Origin of the sequence: Mesorhizobium australafricanum, assembly GCF_033977265.1 — a bacterium.
Taxonomy (GTDB): Bacteria; Pseudomonadota; Alphaproteobacteria; order Rhizobiales; family Rhizobiaceae; genus Mesorhizobium; species Mesorhizobium australafricanum.
This window is the reverse complement of sequence record NZ_JAVIIT010000004.1, coordinates 371,689-391,480: the sequence shown is the minus strand read 5'-3', so window position 1 is coordinate 391,480 and position 19,792 is coordinate 371,689. Positions and strand designations below refer to the sequence as shown.

The 19,792-nt window shown below is 63.4% G+C and carries 16 protein-coding genes; 9 read left to right on the top strand and 7 right to left on the bottom strand.

The window, feature by feature from the left end; all coding sequences use genetic code 11:
* Window positions 1–6: 6 nt before the first annotated feature.
* Window positions 7–657, bottom strand: coding sequence for a bifunctional DNA primase/polymerase (locus tag RFM98_RS11060; protein WP_320308894.1), 651 nt, complete (start codon window positions 655–657; stop codon window positions 7–9).
* A 164-nt stretch (window positions 658–821) separates the two neighbouring features.
* On the bottom strand, window positions 822–1,601 hold the full coding sequence (locus RFM98_RS11055; protein ID WP_320308893.1) for a helix-turn-helix transcriptional regulator: 780 nt from the start codon (window positions 1,599–1,601) through the stop codon (window positions 822–824).
* 110 nt (window positions 1,602–1,711) lie between these two features.
* On the opposite strand from RFM98_RS11055, the gene RFM98_RS11050 reads away from it, so the two are divergent.
* The 8 genes from RFM98_RS11050 to RFM98_RS11015 all read left to right on the top strand — a co-directional run bounded on the left by RFM98_RS11050 (window position 1,712) and on the right by RFM98_RS11015 (window position 12,463).
* The gene (locus RFM98_RS11050; protein WP_320308892.1) at window positions 1,712–3,853 is read left to right on the top strand and encodes a hydantoinase/oxoprolinase family protein; all 2,142 of its coding nucleotides are present in this window, start codon (window positions 1,712–1,714) and stop codon (window positions 3,851–3,853) included.
* Between the two features lie 14 nt (window positions 3,854–3,867).
* Window positions 3,868–6,072 (top strand): hydantoinase B/oxoprolinase family protein, encoded by a 2,205-nt coding sequence (locus RFM98_RS11045; protein WP_320308891.1) that lies wholly within the window; start codon window positions 3,868–3,870, stop codon window positions 6,070–6,072.
* The gene (locus tag RFM98_RS11040) at window positions 6,069–6,572 is read left to right on the top strand and encodes an acetone carboxylase subunit gamma (RefSeq protein ID WP_320308890.1); all 504 of its coding nucleotides are present in this window, start codon (window positions 6,069–6,071) and stop codon (window positions 6,570–6,572) included. Before RFM98_RS11045 ends, RFM98_RS11040 begins: the two co-directional genes overlap by 4 nt.
* 78 nt (window positions 6,573–6,650) lie before the next feature.
* Entirely contained in the window at window positions 6,651–7,349 is a 699-nt protein-coding gene (locus RFM98_RS11035) for an SDR family oxidoreductase (RefSeq protein ID WP_320308947.1), read from the top strand.
* Between the two features lie 18 nt (window positions 7,350–7,367).
* Window positions 7,368–8,195: an SDR family NAD(P)-dependent oxidoreductase gene (locus RFM98_RS11030; protein WP_320308889.1), complete on the top strand. Its 828-nt coding sequence runs from the start codon at window positions 7,368–7,370 to the stop codon at window positions 8,193–8,195.
* 81 nt (window positions 8,196–8,276) lie between these two features.
* A complete protein-coding gene (locus tag RFM98_RS11025) occupies window positions 8,277–9,215 on the top strand; it encodes an ABC transporter substrate-binding protein (protein WP_320308888.1) in 939 nt (312 codons plus the stop codon).
* A gap of 93 nt (window positions 9,216–9,308) precedes the next feature.
* The gene (locus tag RFM98_RS11020; protein WP_320308887.1) at window positions 9,309–10,370 is read left to right on the top strand and encodes a quaternary amine ABC transporter ATP-binding protein; all 1,062 of its coding nucleotides are present in this window, start codon (window positions 9,309–9,311) and stop codon (window positions 10,368–10,370) included.
* Window positions 10,367–12,463, top strand: coding sequence for an ABC transporter permease (locus RFM98_RS11015; protein WP_320308886.1), 2,097 nt, complete (start codon window positions 10,367–10,369; stop codon window positions 12,461–12,463). The genes RFM98_RS11020 and RFM98_RS11015 overlap by 4 nt, the downstream gene beginning before the upstream one ends.
* On the opposite strand, the gene RFM98_RS11010 is transcribed toward RFM98_RS11015, so the two are convergent.
* From RFM98_RS11010 to RFM98_RS10995, 4 genes are all read right to left on the bottom strand, one after another.
* Window positions 12,464–13,747 carry an O-antigen ligase family protein gene (locus tag RFM98_RS11010; RefSeq protein WP_320308885.1) on the bottom strand — a complete coding sequence of 428 codons (1,284 nt, stop codon included), beginning with the start codon at window positions 13,745–13,747 and terminating at the stop codon, window positions 12,464–12,466. It lies immediately after the preceding gene.
* A gap of 41 nt (window positions 13,748–13,788) precedes the next feature.
* The gene (locus RFM98_RS11005) at window positions 13,789–14,880 is read right to left on the bottom strand and encodes an acyltransferase family protein (RefSeq protein ID WP_320308884.1); all 1,092 of its coding nucleotides are present in this window, start codon (window positions 14,878–14,880) and stop codon (window positions 13,789–13,791) included.
* Between the two features lie 113 nt (window positions 14,881–14,993).
* Complete coding sequence (locus RFM98_RS11000; protein WP_320308883.1) at window positions 14,994–16,172, bottom strand: polysaccharide biosynthesis/export family protein; 1,179 nt, start codon at window positions 16,170–16,172, stop codon at window positions 14,994–14,996.
* A gap of 188 nt (window positions 16,173–16,360) precedes the next feature.
* Window positions 16,361–17,038, bottom strand: coding sequence for a sugar transferase (locus tag RFM98_RS10995; RefSeq protein ID WP_320308882.1), 678 nt, complete (start codon window positions 17,036–17,038; stop codon window positions 16,361–16,363).
* A gap of 608 nt (window positions 17,039–17,646) precedes the next feature.
* Between RFM98_RS10995 and RFM98_RS10990 the strand changes: the two genes are divergently transcribed.
* Entirely contained in the window at window positions 17,647–17,919 is a 273-nt protein-coding gene (locus tag RFM98_RS10990) for an exopolysaccharide production repressor protein (protein ID WP_320308881.1), read from the top strand.
* Here the strand turns inward: RFM98_RS10990 and RFM98_RS10985 are convergent.
* The gene (locus RFM98_RS10985; RefSeq protein WP_320308880.1) at window positions 17,893–19,788 is read right to left on the bottom strand and encodes an ABC transporter ATP-binding protein; all 1,896 of its coding nucleotides are present in this window, start codon (window positions 19,786–19,788) and stop codon (window positions 17,893–17,895) included. The genes RFM98_RS10990 and RFM98_RS10985 overlap by 27 nt on opposite strands.
* Between the last annotated feature and the right edge of the window lie 4 nt (window positions 19,789–19,792).

The following is a 19,792-nucleotide window of genomic DNA, read 5'->3' as shown; positions in this document are numbered from 1 at the left end:
AGCCGCTCACTGCCGCTCAAAGAAGCCGCGCTTCATGAGGCGGTCGTAGTGGTGCTTGAACAGCGACACCGGGCGCAGCGAAAGACTGGCGAGACCGTCGACGACTTGCGGCTCGACGTCGAACGGCGATTGGCCTTCGACCCAGCTGTAGGAGGAGCCGTCCTTCAGCACCGAGGGGTAGCTCACGACATAGCCGCCTAGCGCTTTCACATGGCCGACCCTGCGCATGCCGAAGTGGAGGCTCGAGGACACCGTCGGTTCGCGCGTCCGGATATAGACATGAAACCCGCTCGGCGTCCGCGCCAACGGCGTGCGGCTCGCGATCTCCTTGTTGTGCCCCTGCCAGCTCCGGTAGCCGGCTTCGACATCGAAATCCAGGATCATCAGGTCGGAATATCCACCCAGTATGCCGACGTTTCCGGGGAAGTCGCGAAACCAGCGGGCGATTTCGTTGCTGCCCGGGGGTTTCTGCGCCAGTTGAAAAGCGATCGAAGTGAAAGCCAGCTCCTTAAGCCTTTTCCGCAGTGTTCGCAAATGCAGTGGCTCATATCCCATCGCCTCGAGATCGAGATGCTTGCCGCCAGCCCGGAGCGGCAGGCATATATAGCCCCGCTTCAGCAGCCTTGCGGCATAATCGGACGTTACTTCAGCCTGCATGTGAAAGCGGTCCGTGATCCCCCGTATGATCCTCGCGATCTTCCTTAGCCAACGGTACTCCCGTCAAGCCAGGGATCGAAACCCAAATCGCTTCGCATCGCGCCGACGCCATTTGCAGGTTACCCGGTTGGCGCGACGCACGCGTCATCAATGGTTTACGGCCGCTAGCTGTCCATCCGATGCTGGAAGAACTGCAGGAACAATTCGCGCTCGGTGGTGATGTCGAGCTTCTCATAGATGCGCCGGCGGTGGTTCTTCACCGTGCCGACGGTGATGCCGAGCCGCGCGGCGATGTTGGCGGTCGGATGTCCGGCGAGGATAAGCTGCACCAACTCGCGCTCGCGCAGCGATAGTTCCGGCCACAGGCTTTCCGGAACCCTCGGCTTCTGCTGCGGCGAGGCGCCGGGGCCGCTCGGCGCCGAGGTGCGCGAAAAGTCGGCGCCGCGCGCCTTGATGTCGAGCGCATGCAGCGCCTCGAACACCGGCAGCCGCTCGGTGAGCAGCGCGATCTCGCTGTCCTTGAACGACATGGTCGAGCGGTCGAGGAAGATGCCGAGGCACCAGTCGCCGCCGTCGGCGAGCAGGATGCCGACCTCGTCGCAGATCTCCGACTGCGCGAGGAAACCGGCAATGTACTGGCCACGCTTGGCCTCCTCGTCGGCCAGCCCTTTGAGCGGCATGATGCCGAGCCGGCGCTCGCGCCGCCACGAGGCATAGAAGGGATCGAAGACGTAGTAATTGTCGAGATAGCGCCGCACCATCTCGTCGGAGAACTGCCGGTGCTTGACGAATTCCGGCGTCCTGGTCGCCGAATAACGCGTCACCGTCACCAGGTCATGCGCGATGTCGGCGCCGATCAGGTCGATCAGGCAGTCGACATGCCGGTCGGTGCCGGTGGCGGCGATCGCCTTGGCCAGCGGCGCCCAGATATTGCCCATGCGCATGCCCTTTTCTCGGCGAACCGCGCCGCGAGGTCATTGTGTCTTTAGGCATATGGCGCGATCCGGGCGATCGAATCTAGCCTGTGGTCGTTCTCGATAAGGGAAGGCGACCCGTGGACCAGATAACTACCAATCCAATCGTCATCGGCATCGACGCTGGCGGCACCATGACCGACACGATCCTTGTCGATCAGGACGGTCACTTCAAGATCGGCAAGTCGGCGACCACGCCGAAGAACGAGGCGGAAGGCTTCCTCGCCTCGGCCGAGGACGCGGCGGACGCCTGGGGCATCTCGCTCCAGGACCTGTTCTCGGGCGTCAACGTGGTGCTCTATTCCGGCACCGGCATGCTCAACACGCTGCTGTCGCGCACCGGCCGCAAGCTCGGGCTGATCACCACCAAGGGCCTCGAGGACATGATCCTGATGGGCCGCGGCCTGCAGGCCTGGGCGGACTATTCCTATGCCGACCGTCTGCACGCGGTCACCCACCATCATCCCGATCCGCTGGTGCCGCGCCGCCGCACCCATGGCGTCACCGAGCGCATCGATCAGTTCGGCGACATCATCCTGCCGCTCTACGAGCACGAGGTGCATGCCGCCGCCAGGAAGCTGATCGCCGACAAGGTCGAGGCGATTTGCATCATGACCGTCTTCTCGCACGTCAATCCGGCGCATGAGAAGCGCATCGCCGAGATATGCCGCGAGGAGATCGCTGCCGCCGGCGCCGACATCCTCGTCTACACCAGCCATGAGGTGCGCCCGGTCATCCGGGAACAGTCGCGGCTGAACTCGGTGCTGATCGAAGCCTACGCAACTTCCCGTGGCCGCAAGCAGCTCAAGGGCATCGAGGACGTCTCGAAGAAATACGGCTTCAAATACGGCGTCCAGACGCTGCTCTCCTTCGGCGGCCTGACCTCCATCAACCATCCGCGCCTGCACGAGACGATGATCTCCGGCCCGATCGGCGGCATCCTGGGTGCCGCCTATGTCGGCAAGCTGATCGGCAACGACTCGCTGATCTGCTCGGATATGGGCGGCACCTCCTTCGACATGGGCGTCATCACCCGCGGCCAGACCAGGATCGAGAACGAGCCGCTGATGGACCGCTTCAAGCTCAACGTGCCGACGCTGCATCTCGACACGATCGGCGCCGGCGCCGGCATGATCCTGAAGGTCGATCCATTGACCAGGAAGGTCTCGCTCGGGCCGGAAAGCGCCGGCTCCGATCCCGGCCCGATCTGCTTCGCCAAGGGCGGCACCGAGCCGACCATCGCCGATTGCGACGCCATACTCGGCCGGTTGAACCCGCACTACTTCCTCGGCGGCAAGGTCGTCCTGCAGGTCGAGGAGGCGCGCAAAGCTTTCGAGGAGAAATGCTCGCGCCTGCTCGGCGTTGGCGTCGAGGAAGCCGCCGAAGGCATGATCGACATGCTGGAGGCCGACGCCAACAACGCGCTGCGCCGCGTCATCTCCGGCCAGGGTATCCACCCGTCGGAATTCACGCTTCTGTCCTATGGCGGCTCGGGGCCGCTGCACCTCGCCGGCTGCTCCAGGGGCATCGGCTTCAAGGACATCATAACTTTCCAGTTTGCCGCAGCCTTCTCGGCCTTCGGCTGCACCACCGCCGACTTCATGCGCCGGCATTCGGTGTCGACGCAGATCGACATCGGCGCCCGGGCAAGCGATGACGAACTGGTCGCCTTCGGCAGGAAGGTCACCACCGTCTGGGACGATCTCACCAAGGCCGCGGTCGACGAAATGGTGGCCGACGGTCACGCACTGAGCAAGATCAAGACCGTGCCGTTCCTGATGATGCGCTATACGGGCCAACTCGAGGACGTCGAGGTGATGGCGCCCTTATCGGCGCTTCATTCGGCCGACGATATGCGCAAGGTCATCGACGAATTCGAGGCGGTCTACGCCAAGGTCAACCACCGCGTCTCGCGCTATGGCGAAGCCGGCTTCTCCATCACCGAGCTCGGGCTGATCGCTACCGCCGACAAGGTCAAGCCGGTGCTGCTCAAGCGCCCGCTCGGCAAGTCGGACCCGGCATCAGCCCACAAGGGCATGCGCGAGGCCTATATCGGCGGCCGCTGGCACAAGGCCAATCTCTACGAGATGGACCTGCTGCAGCCCGGCCATGAAGTTATCGGCCCGGCCATCATCGAACACCCGGCGACGACGCTCGTCGTTCACCCGCAGGATCGCGTCCATGTCGATGAATGGACGCTGCTGCACTACACCCACGCTTGAGAAGGGCGAACGCCATGCTGGACAAACCCGCCTCCGCGCTCCGCATCCGCGAAAGGCTGATCGAATCCGAACGGCTGATGGAAGAGACCGGCTGCTATGACGGCATCACCGAACTCGAGCTGCGCAACCAGGATCCGCTGAAGTTCGAGACGCTGCACACGAAGCTGCGCGCCTATTGCGTCTCGGCACGCGAGATGGCGCGCCGCATCTCGGCTTCGCCCGGCGTGCGCGAGGTCGGCGAGATGGTCGTCGCCATCTACACGCCGGAAGGCGATGCGATCGCGCTCTCCAACGGCATCATGGTGCATGTGCATACGATGAGCCGCTTCATCAAATGGATGATCCGCAACGGCTACGAGGAGAACCCGCGGATCCGCGACGGCGACATCTTCGCCAACAACGACGCCTTCATCGGCACCGTGCAGGTGCCGGACGTCATGGATGTCATGCCGATCTTTCATTCCGGCAAGCTGGTCGGCTGGGCGGGCGCTGTCTGCCACGAGCTCGAGGCCGGCGGCATCACGCCCGGCGGCGACGTAGCGCTCGCCCAGGAACGCTTCACCGAAGGCCTGTTCGTCTGTGCCGAAAAGGTCGGCGAGAATGACGAGCTCAGGCGCGACTACGTCATCCGCTGCGAGCGCAATCTCAGAATGCCGATCTACTGGGTGCTGGACGAGAAGGCCAAGGTCGCCTCCTGCATCGACATGCGCGAAAGCGTCAAGGCGCTGATCGACGAGATCGGCCTCGATTACTGGATGCAGGTTTCGAAGGAGTTCATCGAGGAGGGCCGCCGCGCCCAACTCGCCCGCACGCGCCAGCTCACGGTGCCCGGTATCTATCGCGGCCACACCTTCTATGGCCACGTGACAGCCGGCAAGCCAGGTTACCAGCCGCTCGGCGATCCCGATTGGCTCTACAACATGCCGATCGAGATGGAGATCACCTCCGACGGCAAGATCATCATGGACTTCGAGGGCACCCAGCCCTGGGGCTATCATTCGATGAACTGCACGCCCGCCGGCATGGATGGCGGCATGTTCGTGACGCTGACGCAGCACATGAACTTCGAGGGCCTGGTCAATGACGGCGCCTGGATGGCGACCGAGCTGAAGCTGCCCGCCGGCACCTGGACCAATCCCGACAACGAGATGGTGGCGACCGCCACCTCCTGGGCGTTGCTCTTGCCCGCCTATGGCGTCTTCCAGCGGCTCTTGTCGCGTTCCTTCATCGCGCGTGGTTTCGTCGAAGAGGCCTTTGTCGGCCAGGTCAACAGCCCGATGATCGAGATGGGCGGCACCAGCCAGTACGGCACGCCTTTCGGCATGGCGCATTTCGAATGCGCCGCCGCCGGCTCCGGTGCTCTGGCGATCAAGGATGGTTTGGACACCGCCTATGTCGGCTGGAACCCTGAATCCGACATGGGCAATATCGAGATCTGGGAACAGAACATGCCGATGCTCTATATCGGCCGCTCCATCGTTCCCAATTCCGGCGGCGCCGGCAAATATCGCGGCGGCTGCTCCTTCCTGTCGACCTGGCTGGTGAGCAAGACTGATCATCTTAGGTTGGTGACGTCGGAGCATTCATCCCGCGTGTTCGACAATGGCGGCCTGTGCGGCGGCTATCCGGCGCCGACCTGCCAGAAGCACCGCGCGGTGCGCGACTCAAACATCTTCGAGCTGGCCGAAAATGGCGCGCCGCTGGCGCACCACACCGGCACCAACCCGTATCGCTCGGAGCTGGAAGTGCGGCTCGAAGGCAAGCATGTGACGATGGAAGGGCCCTATATCACCGCGCCCCATAAGACGGGCGACGTCTTCACCCATTCCTACAATGGCGGCGGCGGTTACGGCGATGTGCTGGAGCGTGATCCCGTCAAGACCGCCTGGGATGTCGAGAACGGCTTTCTCACCAGGGAGGCGGCCGAGGGTATCTTCGGTATCATGCTGGATGAGGACGCGGAGGGCTATCCCGTCGCCAATCTGGAGGCCACCAAGCGCCATCGCGCCGAGATGCGGGCAAAGCGCCTGGCGCGCGCCAAACCGGTTTCCGAATGGATGGCCAAGGAGCGCGAGCGGGTGAAGGCGGCCGACTTCGCTCCGGAGGTGAAGAAGATGTATGCCAGCGCGATCAAGCTATCGTCGCACTTTACCAAGGATTTCAGCGAGTTCTGGGACGTCGACGCCAGATCGATCTTCATGCCGGGAGCAAAGCCATGACCTCATACAGCAAGGAAGTCATCGCCGATCTGGTCGCCGGCACGCTGCCTTGGCCGCAGACACGCCGCATAATGAGCGCCTACAAGGACGACGACCGTTTCTTCAAATATGTCGCGGTGCTGCAGGACCGTGTCGGCTGGAAGGACCCGATCCTGCTGCCCGTCGGCGACCATCTCTTCATCTGCCAGAGCGGCGCAGAGCGGGTGACGAAATGCGAATGCGGCCATTCCTTCGGTGACTATCGCAAGAACTGGAAGCTCAAGGCCGCGATCATCGTGCGCGACACGGAGGAAGCCCTGCGCGAGATCTACCCCAACAGCGACCTGCCGGATCCGGACTGGATGGAAATCCGCGAATTCATCTGCCCGCAATGCGGCACGCTGCACGAGGTGGAAGCGGCTGCGCCCGGTTATCCGATCGTGCACGACTTCGAGCCGGATCTTGAAGGTTTTTATCGCGATTGGCTGGGCAGACCGCTGGAGTCGAGCAAGGGAGGCTGACGCCGCAATGGGCCGCGTCGCAGGCAAGGTAGCTTTGATCACCGGGGCCGGGCTCGGCTCGGGCGGGCGTCGTCGCTTCTGCTGGCATCGGAAGGCGCGAAGCTGGTCGTCAGCGACATCGACGAAAGCCTCGCCGGCAACACCGCGGCGGAGATCGCCAAGGCCGGCGGCGAGGCACTGGCGCTGCGCCATGACGTCTCGAAACCCGAGGACTGGTCCTCGGTCATGGCGGCGATCGAGCAGCGCTTCGGCCGGCTCGATGTTCTGGTCAACAATGCCGGCATCGCCATCGCCAAGACCATCGAGGACACAACGCTGGCCGAATGGCGGCGCACCATGGCGGTCAATCTGGACGGCGTCTTCCTCGGCTGCCAGGAGGGCATCAGGCTGATGAAGAAATCCGGCGGCGGATCGATCATCAATCTGTCCTCCATAGACGGCATCATCGGCGAGGCAGATCTGGCAGCCTACTGCGCCTCCAAGGGTGGCGTGCGCACCTTGACCAAGGCGGTCGCGGTGCATTGCGCCGAGCAGCGCTACGGCATCCGCTGCAATTCCATTCATCCCGGCTACATCTGGACGCCGCAGACCGAGAACTATCTGCGCGATCTGGGAAAACTTGAGCAGGAGAAGGCCAAGGCGCTTTCCCGCCATCCGATCGGTTTCCTCGGCGAGCCCGGCGATATCGCCTACATGGTTCTCTATCTCGCCTCGGATGAATCGAAATTCGTCACCGGTTCCGAAATGGTCGTCGACGGAGGCTATCTTGCAGTCTGAATACGGAGCGCGCTTGCGATGACCAATCTCACCGGCCGCAGCGCCATCGTCACCGGCGGCTTTTCAGGCATGGGTTTCGCCATCGCAACGGCGCTCGCCAGGGTCGGCGCCAATGTTGCCGTCGGCTCCTATGTGGCGCCGCCGCAGGCGGGCAGGGCGGACGCCGCCTATTATCCCGGCGCCGACGAGATCGATCGCGTGAAGTCGGCGCTGGCCGCCCACGGCACCAAGGTGCATGCCGCGCATCTCGATGTGCGCGACAGTGCGCTCACCGACCTCTTCTTTGCTAAAGCCCAGGCGGCTGTCGGCCCGGCCGACATCCTCGTCAACGCCGCCGGCACGACGGCCGAACAGCCGGTCTGCGGCCATTCCGACGCGCTCTGGGACAAGATCGTCGACACCAATCTCACCGGCGCCTTCCGCACCACGCGCGCCGTGCTGCCCGGCATGATCGAGCGCGGCTGGGGCCGCATCGTCAACATCGGCTCGACGGCTGCTTCGGTCGGCTGGAAAGACAACCCCGCCTATTGCGCCTCCAAGGCCGGCCTGCTCGGCCTGACGCGCTGCGTGGCGCTCGAAGGTGCCGCGCATGGCGTCACCTGCGTGATGATAAGTCCGACCTGGGTCGAGACCGAGCTGATGCGCCGCAACGTCGCGCAGGTCGTCGAGCGCGAAGGAAAGGGCCGCAGCGCCGAAGAGGTGATGGACGAATTCAGGAAGGGCAATCCCCAGGGACGCATGATGCAGCCGGAGGAGATCGCCGCGCTCGCGATCTTCCTTTGCTCGGACCTTGCCAAGGGGATCACCATGGAAAATATCCAGATCACCGGCGGAGCCTTGTGGTAGCGTCCGCGCGGGGGATGGATCCCGGCCTTCAGGGAGGAGGCCGCATGGAAGAAGGGTCATCAACCAGACAGGGGAACTGACATGAAAACGATAAATGCTTTGCAAGGGGCCGGCCTTGGCCTCGCGCTGATGCTTGCCGCAACAGCGGCAGGGCAAAGCGCCGATCTCGGCGCCAAGGACGAGCCGATCAAGCTCGCCATGCTGGAATGGACCGGATCGCACGTCTCCACCCACATCGCCGGACAGCTTATGGAGAAGCTCGGCTACAAGGTCGAATACGTCACCGCCGGCAACTTTCCGCAGTTCTCGGGCCTGGCCGATGGCTCGCTCAGCGCCTCGGTCGAGATATGGCTCAACAATGTCGGCGACATCTATCCGAAGGTGCTGGCCGCCAAGCAGATCGAGGACGTCGGCAAGCTCGACCTGAAGACGCAGGAAGGCTGGATCTATCCGAAATTCATGGAAAAGGTCTGTCCCGGCCTGCCCGACTGGAACGCGCTGAACAAGCCCGAATGCGTCCAGGCGCTGGCAACACCTGAGACGGCGCCTAACGGCCGCTTCCTCGATTACCCGTCCGACTGGGGCTCGCGCGCGGCCACCATCCTTGCCGACAACAACATGCCCTACACCGCCGTGCCGTCGGGTTCCGAAGGCGCGCTGGTCGCCGAGCTCGAAGCAGCCGAAGCCGCCAAGACGCCGCTGATCATGATGTTCTGGGGCCCGCATTACGCGCTTGCCGAGAACGATGTCGGCTGGGTCGCCATGCCGCCCTGCAAGGAGCAGACCAACGAGCACTGCATCACGCCGCCCGATGTCGACAAGATCGTCTGGTCCGGCTTCGGCGCCAAATGGCCGGCGGCCTATGCCTTCCTCAAGGCCTTCAAGATGGACGCGACCGAGCAGCAGAAATTGATGCTGGCGGTCGACAAGCAGGGCAAGGACCTCGACGCCGTCGTCAAGGAATGGATCGACAAGAACGAGGCGGTGTGGAAACCTTGGCTCGACGCCGCCAAGGGATAGTTCGCCGATGTGCCTGGCAAAGGCCGAGGGCAACAAAGGCCCGGCTTCCCGAATATGCGGAGCCGGGCGAGCAATCGGTACGGGTCGATAGGGATGAACACCGCCGCGCGTCCGATAAAGCTTGCCTGTCGAAATGTCTGGAAGGTCTATGGCCGGCGGCCGGGCTATTACTTCGACTCGCGCGGCTATGTGATCGATCCCGACGCGCTGGCCGAGCGCCTGCGCGCGGAGGCGCATCTGCCGGCCGTGGTCGATGCCAGCTTCGAGGTGGCGACCGGCGAGATATTCGTCATCATGGGGCTGTCCGGCTCCGGCAAGTCGACCTTGGTGCGCTGCCTGTCGCGCCTGGTTGAGCCGAGCGCCGGGGAAATCCTGCTCGACGGCAGGAACCTGCTCGCCGCCAGCGGCAAGGAACTCATTGAACTGCGCCGCCACGCCATGGGCATGGTGTTCCAGAATTTCGGCCTGCTGCCGCATCTGAACGTGCTTGGCAACGTCGCCTTCCCGCTCAAGATCCAGGGCAAGCCGGCGAAGGAGCGCGAGGCCCGCGCCCGCGAGATGATCGCGCTTGTCGGGCTTGAAGGCCGCGAGGCGTCCTTCCCGCACCAGCTCTCCGGCGGCCAGCAGCAGCGCGTCGGCATTGCCCGCTCGCTCGCGGTAGGCCCGGAGCTCTGGTTCCTCGACGAGCCGTTCTCGGCGCTCGATCCACTGATCCGCAAGCAGATGCAGGACGAATTCCTGCGCCTGCAGCGCATGCTGAAGAAGACCATCATCTTCATCACCCACGACATCGCCGAGGCCTTCCGCCTTGCAGACCGGCTGGCCATCATGCGGGCGGGCAAGATCGTGCAGATCGGCCGCCCGGCCGACATCGTGCTCAACCCGGCGGACGACTATGTCGCGCAGTTTACCGAGGATATGCCGCTGCTGCGCGTCATCACGGCCGGCGACATCGCCACGCCCGCCAATGGCGCGGCGCTGCCCGAACGGAGCGTCGCAGCCGACACCAGTCTCGAAGCGCTTATCCCGCAACTCGCCTCCGGCGTGGGCGCTTTCACCGTTTCCGCCGCCGGCGACGGTCCGCCGGCGGTGCTCAGCGCCAGCGCCGTGCTTGCAGTGCTGGAGCGCGAGCAGGCGAGGCGCAAGGGCTCATGACGGCGCCGGCCGCGATCGCGGGATCCCCGCAAAGGTTCGCCATCGCGCCGGCCCTTGTTCCCTGGTGTGGCCTGGCCGTGCTTGCGGTGCTTTGCCTGCTTGTGAAAACCGAACTTCCCTGGCTGGTCAATTTCCCCAAGGAATGGACGCTGCCGCTGGCCGCTTACATCAACGCCGTAACCGACGTTGTCGTCGCCTTCATTCAGCCCGGATTCCGGGCCCTCTCCGCCTTGCTCGATGCGCCGATGCGCGGCGCGCGGCTGGTGCTGGCCTGGCTGCCCTGGCCGGCGGTAATGCTGGCTGTCGCCGCCCTTGCGCTAAAGTCGAGCGGCGGGCGGCTGGCGATCTTCGCGCTCGCCACGCTCGCCTATATCCTGCTTGCCGGCTACTGGCCGCAGAGCATGAACACGCTTGCGCTGGTGCTGCTGGCGGTGCCGATCTCGACCGTGCTTGGCTTCGCTCTTGGTGTCCTTGGTCATGCCCGTCCGCGCCTGCGCCCAGTGCTGCTTGGCGCGCTCGACCTGATGCAGACGGTGCCGGCCTTCGCCTATCTGATCCCGCTGCTGCTTCTGTTCGGCTTCGGGCCGGTGGTCGGGCTGATCGCCTCGGCGATCTACGCGACGCCGCCGATGGTGCGCAACACCATGCTCGGGTTAGACCGCGTGCCGGCGGCGATCAGCGAGGCCGGGCTGATGAGCGGCTGCACGCGGCGCCAGCAATTCTGGCAGGTCGAAGTGCCGACGGCGCTGCCGCAGCTTCTCGTCGGCTTCAACCAGACGACGATGGCGGCACTGTCGATGGTTATCGTCGCCGCCATCATAGGCGGCTTCGAGGATATCGGCTGGGAGGTCCTGTCCTCGATGCGCAAGGCCGAGTTCGGCCAGAGCATCCTCTCCGGCCTGGTGATTGCGCTGCTCGCCATCCTCATCGACCGCCTCACCATCGGCTTCGCCAAGGCGCCGCAGACCGGGCCGACGCGCGCCATGCGATGGATGACGCCACGCCGGCTGGCCCTCTCGCTGGCGGTCGCGCTGGCTCTGGCCGTGATCATCCGGCTTGCCGCGCCCGATGCGACGCTTCTGCCGGAAACCGGATTGCGCATGCAGATGGGCGCGGTCAACCAGTGGCTGCTGGGGCTCGTTCGCGACTATGCCTGGTTTTTCAATGGCGTGCGCAACACGGTGCTCTATTGTCTGCTTCTGCCGATGCGCGTCGGCATTTCGGGCTCGGCGACGCCGGCAATGTGGGGCTTTGTGCTTCCACCTTCGGCGCTGGCCGTCTATGCCGCCCTGGTGCTGGCCTTGACCGGGCTGGCGATGCGCCGCTTCGGCTGGCGGGCGGCGGTCGCCGTGCTGGCCGCCGGCCTTGTTCTCTACACCGGCTTCCTCGATCTGCCCTGGCCTGTCTTCATCCTTGCCGTCGCCTTGCTTGCCGGTCAGGTGGGTGGCCCGCGGCTCGGTCTCTTCGCGCTGGCCGGCTTCGGGCTGATCCTGGTCAACGGACTATGGCCGCAACTGGTGCAGTCGCTCTACCTCTGCACGCTGGCGGTTCTGCTTTGCCTTTTGGTCGGCGGCGCGCTCGGCACTTGGGCGGCGCATAGCGACCGCGTCTCGCACATTCTCAAGCCGATCTGCGACGCGCTGCAGACCATGCCGCAATTCGTCTTCCTCATCCCGGCGCTGATGTTCTTCAAGGTCGGCGAGTTCACGGCGCTGATCGCCATCATGCTCTACGCCATCGTGCCGCCGATCCGCTATGTCGAGCATGGCTTGCGGCATGTGCGCGCCGATGTCGTCGAGGCGGTCGAGCAGATGGGCGCGACGCCGTTGCAGACGCTGCTGCAGGCCAAGCTGCCGCTTGCCTTGCCGGTCGTCATGCTCGGTCTCAACCAGACCATCATGGCGGCGCTCTCGATGCTGGCCATCGCTGCCCTTGTCGGCACGCGCGATCTTGGCCAGGCAGTCTATGTCGCGCTCGGCAAGGCCGATGCCGGCATGGGCCTGATCGCCGGCCTGTCGATTGCCTTCCTGGCCATCCTTGCCGACCGGCTCATCCAGGCAGCCGTCGCGCGTTCGGCTGCTGCTTTGCCCTGATCAGACCGGGGCCGGCATGCGGCCATTGGCGGGCCTCTCGTCCTCGGCGGGAATGGCCACCCTGCGGCGCCGGAAAGCCGGCAATGGGCTCAGCTTGAACAGGCCGTAATAGACGATGAAGGATGCCATGAAGTAGGGGCCGAGCATCTCGACCTCGAAGAAGGAGCGGATCAGCATCAGTCCGATCGCGCCGGCAAGCACCACCGAATCGGCGTTCCAGTCGCCGAACACCACCTTCGAGAGGTGGCCGTAGAAAGCGCGCAGGATGATCAGCGCCAGCAAGGTGACGCCGATGAAGCCGATTTCGACCAGCGTCTCGACATAGGTGTTGTGGAAGTGGAAGCCGGAGCGGGTCGAGATGTAGAATTCCGCCCACAGCCGCTCCGGATCGGCAAAACCCTGCACCCAATAGGCGGCATAGCCATAGCCGAGCAGCGGATGCTGCTGTGCTGCCTCCCAGCCCTGCTCCCAGAGATAGGTGCGGCCGGTGAGTGTCGAATCCTTGCCGAAAAGGCCGAGCACGACATCCAGCAGGCCGAGGTTGAGCGCTGCGACCACGCCTGTCACCAGCGCGCCGGCGCCGACTATGAACAGAACGCGACGATAGCGCAGCGACAACACCTTGGTCATCGTCAGCAGCGACACGATGCCGATCACCGCCGGCAGGGAGGCCACCGACGTCGCCGAATGGGCGATTGCCAACATATAGACCGACAACAGCATGATCGGCGCGGTCCAGATAAAGCCCAGCCAGTTGCGCCGGTAGAAGACCAGGAACGCAAGGCAGAAGAAGATGCCAAGCGAAGAAAAGAAACCGACCTGGTTCTTGGAACCGAAGGCGCCGACGAAATTGACCGTGCCGTCGATGATGTCGAGCGCGTAAGCGCCGACTTTCAGCGAATAGAGCAGGACGAAGAAGATACCGATCAGCGAGCCGACCACCAGCGTGCGTACGCTGATGGTGCGCGCCGCGACATAGGCGCAGACGATGTGCGAGGAATATTGCACCCCCGCGCGCGCGCTGATGCCCGCCGCCTGCGACCAGAACACCGAGAAGCAGACATAGGTCGCAAGCAGTATGGGCAGCCAGGCGCTGGAGAGTTTCCAGGTGAAGCGCCGGTAGTCGACGAAGAGCAGCGGCAGCCAGACGGCGTAGTAGGCGAGGATCAGGATCTGGCCGAAATTGGGCGAGTAGGCGAAGGCGAGCATGGAAACCGTGACGGCGAAGATGCCGTAGGTCTCGTTGCGATCGGGATCGATCAGAATGGATTTCGGAATCTTCATACCGGATTTTGTCCGTTGAGCCCTTCTTCAGTGAGCCGGGTCTAAGCCACGGCGCGGGCGCGCTGCATCTGCCGCTGCAGGAAGCGCCGCACCGGCTCGTCATAGAGGCGCGTGGCGATGTCGGCGATGACGACGACCGAGGCCGCCATCACGATGCCGAACCAGGGATGATGCGCGAACGGATCGATCGAGACCGCCTTGCCGGCCCCGGCGATGATCATCAGCATCGGTGTGTGGATGATGTAGATCGGATAGGAAATCCGCCCGAGCCAGCCATAGAAGCCTGAAAGAAGCGGCGCGGTCGGCGCTACCGCGCCGGTCATCACCATGATCGGGAAGACGATGACGATTGCGGCAAGGTCGTAGAGAACGCGCGCGCCGCCGGCCGGTGCAATGGCGAAGACGGCAAGCGTGAGCAGGATCGCGCCTTCGACCCAGAAGCCGCGCCGCAGGAAGCCTAGCTTGCCTTGGGTGCGCGCCATCGAGCGGCAGAGCAGCATGCCGAGGAAGAACGAGAAGGCTACGCGCGGCAGCCCGCTGAGGATGGTGTTGCCGGTCATGCCGAAATCGAGCGTGCCGGCGAAAACCGAGGCGACGACGAGCAATGCGAGGCTGACGGCGACGATCCCCGTCAGCACCCGACGCGACAGCAGGAAGAAGACCGCGACATAGGCGATGTTGACGATGAGCTCGAAGAACAGCGACCAGGAAGCGGGATTGAGCGGGAAGATCGTATGATAGGCATCGCTGACCAGCGGGATGAAGAGCATGCCGGTCGTCAGCTGCATGCCGATCTCGGACAGCGGCATGTATTCCGCCGGCATCAACCTGTTCTTGATCAGCAGATAGAAGAAGCCGAGCAGCGTGCCGGCGAGATAGAGCGGATAAAGCCGGATCAGGCGGACGGCGACGAACGTGCCGAAACCCATGCCGTTCTCGATCTTGCGATCATAGGCATGCGCGATGACGAAGCCGCTGAGCAGGAAAAAGAGATCGACCGCGAGATAGCTCGATGGCAGCACCCGCCCGTCGGCGAGGAACGGCGAGAAGTGATAGAGCATGACGCTGATTGCCGCCACGCCGCGAATGGCGTCGAGATTCAGGTACACGTGACGCGGGGCTGCGGGCTGCATGTTATGCCTTAAAGCGGTGCAAACAGATCGCTCGCCCGCGCCGCGGACGAGCCTGACTTGTTCCTCCCGCCTCCGTTCCTCGGTTCGCTCGTGGCAAGCCGGAGCCGGCGACGCTATTGGCTGGTCGTCGGCGCCAGCTTCACCTTGATCACGTCGCCCGGCAGCACCGGCGTGTCTTCCTTGGCTTCGACCTCGCTCGTCTTGCCGTCGGCGATCCGCACCAGAAAATAGAGCAGGGCGGGCTCTTCGTTGCCAGTGAAGGCGGCAGCCGTTGCCGGATCCGATGCCTGCGCGATGAGGCCTTTCTGCATGCCGACCCTCAAGCCTGCCTCATTCAGGTTCGCTTCCGTTTGCTGCCGATCGGCGGTGAGGCTCGAACCCAGTGTGTTACGGGCATCGATGGCGTCCTGCTCCGCCTTGCTGATCGACTGCTTGGCGGTGAGGATAGCCGTCTCATAATCCAGGATCTTGCCCTGCAGGTCGGTGACCGTCTGCTGCGAGGAAAGCAGTCGCGCATTGGCAATCAGGCCCTTTTGCGCCAGCGGACCGATGCTGGCGGCCTGCTGCTCCGCCAGATCGACCTGCTTCTGCTGGTTCGCGATCTTCTTTTGCAGCGATTCGATTTCCGACTGCAGAACGCCCTTCAAATTATCGAGCGCATCGAGCTTCAGCTTCAGCGACTTCTGGTCGGAAACCAGGATCGCCGTTTCGTCGGCGACGATGGTCGGCAATCTCGAATCGCCCTGAATTTCCTGAGGCACCTCGAAAGTCGTTTTCCCGGCGAGGTCGGCGTCGATGCGGGCTCGCTTGACCATCAGCCGCAAGCGCTGGTCGTCATAGATGTCATAGCTGCCCTTGGCGGTGATCAGATCCTTTTCGATCTGCGGACCAAAGTCGGCATTGCGCCGGATGCCGCCGGCGATGCTGATTGCCTTGAGCACGGTCAGATTGGGCACGAAGGGAAACTGGCCGGGGTTTTGGACTTCGCCCGAAATGTAGAACGGCCGGAACTGCGCCATCTCGACCGAGGCTTCCGGCTTGTCGGGCAGCGCCAGCTTACGCTGCAGGGCGAGCCCGATCGCCGAGGCAACTTCCGCCGTCGTCTTGCCGGCAGCCTGCATGTTGCCCACGAACGGCACCGACAGCGTCCCTGCCGGGCCGACCGAATACTCGCCATTGATGGCCGACCAGTCGCGGAACGTGCCGTCGACGGTCTGCCATTCGGCGACGCGGATGTTGAGCTTATCCTGCGGGCCAAGCTGATAATCGCCGGCGGCGGCGAGCTGCGGCATGGCCAGCGATCCCGCAACAAGCAACGCGCCCGCGAAGCGGGCGGTGGTCCTGGGTATGAGACTGCATGCGTAAGACAGTCCGAACAGGTCTTTTTTCAAATGAACGTTTCCGATCCGCTTTGGCCCCATCCGCCCGATGAGATCACTGCCGGATGCCTGCCCCGAATCTGGCGGGGCAGGTCCGTCGGTCAATAGCTGCCGCGCGACATCCACACGGCAGGAACTGTCTTGAAGATAATGCGAATGTCCTCGAACAACGACCAGTTCTCGACATAATGGCGGTCGAAGGCGACGCGCGTGTCGTAGGATACGTCGTTGCGGCCGCTCACCTGCCACAAGCCGGTGAGACCCGGCCGCGACTTCAGGTAATAGACCGCAGCGCTGCCGTAGATCTCCAATTCGTCGCGCACGACGGGGCGTGGGCCGACAAGGCTCATGTCGCCCTGCAGGATGTTGAGGATCTGCGGCAGTTCGTCGAGGCTGAGCTTGCGAAGCACCTGGCCGACGCGGGTGACGCGCGGATCGTTTTTCAGCTTGCGCGTAGCGATCCACTCGGCATTGGCTTCCGGATTGGCCGCTAGATACGCATGTAGCACACGCTCGCCGTCCGGCACCATGGTGCGGAATTTGAGGCAGGAGAAAATCCTGCCGCCGCGGCCGATTCGCTTGTGGCCATAAAAGATCGGACCGTTGTCCGAAAGCTTGACCAGCAGGGCGACCATCAGGAAAAGCGGGCTGAGCAGAACCAGTCCAGCCACGGAACCGACGATATCGAAGCTGCGTTTGAGCAAACCGCCGATGGGGGGTGGAAAATCAATGCCGACCTGCGCAAAACCCGCATTAGCCGACTTGGCGACGTCCCTCATGCAAAAGCTCCATACGTTGAACGGATGGTTTACGGCAAGATATCAAAAAAATGCTGCAGCGCAACACACAATTTCCCATCGCGATGAAATGTTCACGTCATGAATTGACCAAATAATAAACCTGCCTTGCACAAATTTTCACCTTTGTGGCGCGTTTATGACAAGGTGAACGAAAACCATGAAAATGTAGTCCACATTTCGGGCCATTTTTGGGCAGTGCATTCTTTGTTGCAGAAGAATCGTGGTTGCATGTCGCCGGAAGCACTCGCAATGGTAAGTTATTCAGGTAAAGTACTAATCAATGTCGTGGGTTTTACTGAGGCTGCAGATGCCCTCATTGAATGGCTATCAGGGCCAGAGTGTGCGGCGCACCATGCCAGAGTCGATCTCGTAAAACCGTTGGAAACCATAGCTGTCCGGCCTTGCTTCGGCCGGCGCGCCTTAATAGAGTCGCAAATTGTTCCTGTCATAGTCTGCATGGGTAAGGAAGGCTGGAAGCAACCGGCCGGATTGGGCAGCCAGAAAAAGCTCTTTGGCGCAACGGGGAGTTACGCGGGTGGGTAAGTCGCAGCTTCTGCATGCTCGTATCGGTTGAGGGGCCGGCGAACATGTCTCTGCCAAAATTCATCGTCGGGATGATGTTCGCTCTCGCGATCGTCATCGGCTGGTCGTATTTCGACGGCGCATCGCTGGGCACCATCCTCCTGCGTGCCATCATCTGCGCCGTCATTATCCAGGCTGGCTATTTCCTTCTGGTCTTTGCCATGATTGGCAGAGTCACGCCGACATCGGCCGACAAGGTCCGCCAAGCCGACCGCGGCGCCATCCTGAACAAGGTCGCCGAAGGCGAGAAGCTAAGCGCCAGACGCAGCCTCCACTGATCGTTCGACCGGCGCAGGGACCGGTCCTGTCTCGACCGATGGCGCGGTTTCGCGCTCGGCCTGCTCGCCCGACAGCATCCTGGCAAGGCGGCTGCCGGCTTTTGCCTTGAGCCGCTGATATTGTCCGACCTCGACGATGCGTCCGTTCTCGATCGCCACGACCCAGTCGGCGAAGGCGATCATCGATGGTCGGTGCGCGATGGTCAAAATCGTCATCTGGCCGCGCAGGGCCTCGATCGATTGGGCGATCAGCGACTGATTCTGCCAGTCGAGCGCGCTTGTCGCCTCATCGAGGATGAGCAGCGAGGGCTTGCGCAGCAGCGCCCGCGCCAATGCGATGCGCTGCCGCTCGCCGCCGGAAAGCCGGACGCCGCGGTCGCCCACCACCGTCTCGAGCCGTAGAGCCAGCCGCTCGACGAAATCGGCCGCATGGGCGCTGCGCAGCGACGTCCAGAGCGCATCGTCGCTGGCCTCGGGCGCGGCAAGGCGCAAATTGGCGGCGATCGTGTCGTGCAGCAGGAACACATCCTGCGGCACATAGGCGACCTGATCGCGCCAAGCTCTGCGATTTTGTGCCGTGATCTCCACTCCGTCGGCCAGGATCCGGCCTCCGGTGGGCTCGAGCAGGCCCAGCAGCATGTCGGCGATCGTGCTCTTGCCGGAACCGGAAGGGCCGATCAGCGCCGTCACTTTGCCGGCCGGCAGGCCGAAGGTGATATCGCTGACCACAGGTTCTCCGTCGCCCTCGCCATAGGCGAATGATACATCGCGGATGTTGAGGCCGGTCTCGAGCGACAGTTTTGCGCCTTGTTCGGCAACGCTTTGCGCCGGCTCGCGCTCGGCGTCGAAGCGGGCCTGGAGGCTTTGCATCGAAGCGTAGGCCGGCAGGTTGATCAGCACCTGTTGGGTCTGAAGCTGCATGTCCATGAAGCGCGGCGCGACCCGCATGAAGACCAGGAGCAGCACGACGATCTCGGCCAGCGACAGGTGGAAGCGGACCAGCGCGATATAGATGAACAGGCTGAGCCCGATCACGCTCGCCACCTGGAACAGAGCGGTGCCGAGCGAGGAGTTGCGGACATAGGCGATGTTATCGGCCTTCATCCTGTCCAGCGTCGCGCCGAGTTCAGCAAAATAGCTTGCCTCGACATTCAGGCTTTTCGCGACCTTGATGCCGCCGAGGAACTCGGAGACCGTGCGGTACTGGTCCTGGCGATTGCCGGTCAGCGTGCGGCCATAGGCGCTGGCGCGCGCCCTGAACGGCTGCAGCGCAACCAGCAGCACCAGGCCGATGAGGATGGCAAAGGACGTCATCACCGGCGAGATGAACAGCGAGACCACGAGATAGCCGACCAGAAGCAGCGTGGCCTGGGTGAGCATCAGCAGCGAAAAGGCCGCCACCTGCACGCGGTCGACGTCGCCGTTCAGCGCAAGGTCGAGATCGGAGCTGCGGATGCGGGTGAAAACCCCCCAGCGCGCCTTGCCGACGCTTTCGAACAGGTTCATGCGCACGCGGTTGACGAAATCATAGAGCAGCCGCGCCATGTAGACCGACTTGAAGCGATTGAACATCGCTTGCAGCGCCACCAGCGCGATAAGCAGGCAGAGCACCGTTGCGAGCGACAGCGTTCCGCCGGGCACCAGCCGATGCAAGGCCTCCGGCACCGGCACCGCGTAATCCTGGTCGGCCTTGCCGATCAGGCGCAACAGCGGAACGAGCAGCAGGATCGAGACGCCTTCGGTCAGGCTGCCCAGGACCAGGAAGGTCAGCGCCGTCGCCGTGCGCCTCCCGCCGACATGCGCCATCATGGCACCGAAGCCGGTGATATCCCGCAACAGCGACAGGCGAAGCTTGGAGGACCAGCCCATGCCC

Coding starts and splice junctions, on each gene's coding strand:
- RFM98_RS11020 (WP_320308887.1), top strand. CDS start 9,309: ATGAACACCGCCGCGCGTCCGATAAAGCTTGCCTGTCGAAATGTCTGG.
- RFM98_RS10995 (WP_320308882.1), bottom strand. CDS start 17,038: ATGAGGGACGTCGCCAAGTCGGCTAATGCGGGTTTTGCGCAGGTCGGC.
- RFM98_RS11045 (WP_320308891.1), top strand. CDS start 3,868: ATGCTGGACAAACCCGCCTCCGCGCTCCGCATCCGCGAAAGGCTGATC.
- RFM98_RS11030 (WP_320308889.1), top strand. CDS start 7,368: ATGACCAATCTCACCGGCCGCAGCGCCATCGTCACCGGCGGCTTTTCA.
- RFM98_RS11005 (WP_320308884.1), bottom strand. CDS start 14,880: ATGCAGCCCGCAGCCCCGCGTCACGTGTACCTGAATCTCGACGCCATT.
- RFM98_RS11025 (WP_320308888.1), top strand. CDS start 8,277: ATGAAAACGATAAATGCTTTGCAAGGGGCCGGCCTTGGCCTCGCGCTG.
- RFM98_RS10985 (WP_320308880.1), bottom strand. CDS start 19,788: ATGGGCTGGTCCTCCAAGCTTCGCCTGTCGCTGTTGCGGGATATCACC.
- RFM98_RS11055 (WP_320308893.1), bottom strand. CDS start 1,601: ATGCGCATGGGCAATATCTGGGCGCCGCTGGCCAAGGCGATCGCCGCC.
- RFM98_RS11000 (WP_320308883.1), bottom strand. CDS start 16,172: ATGCCGCAGCTCGCCGCCGCCGGCGATTATCAGCTTGGCCCGCAGGAT.
- RFM98_RS11015 (WP_320308886.1), top strand. CDS start 10,367: ATGACGGCGCCGGCCGCGATCGCGGGATCCCCGCAAAGGTTCGCCATC.
- RFM98_RS11010 (WP_320308885.1), bottom strand. CDS start 13,747: ATGAAGATTCCGAAATCCATTCTGATCGATCCCGATCGCAACGAGACC.
- RFM98_RS11060 (WP_320308894.1), bottom strand. CDS start 657: ATGCAGGCTGAAGTAACGTCCGATTATGCCGCAAGGCTGCTGAAGCGG.
- RFM98_RS10990 (WP_320308881.1), top strand. CDS start 17,647: ATGTCTCTGCCAAAATTCATCGTCGGGATGATGTTCGCTCTCGCGATC.
- RFM98_RS11040 (WP_320308890.1), top strand. CDS start 6,069: ATGACCTCATACAGCAAGGAAGTCATCGCCGATCTGGTCGCCGGCACG.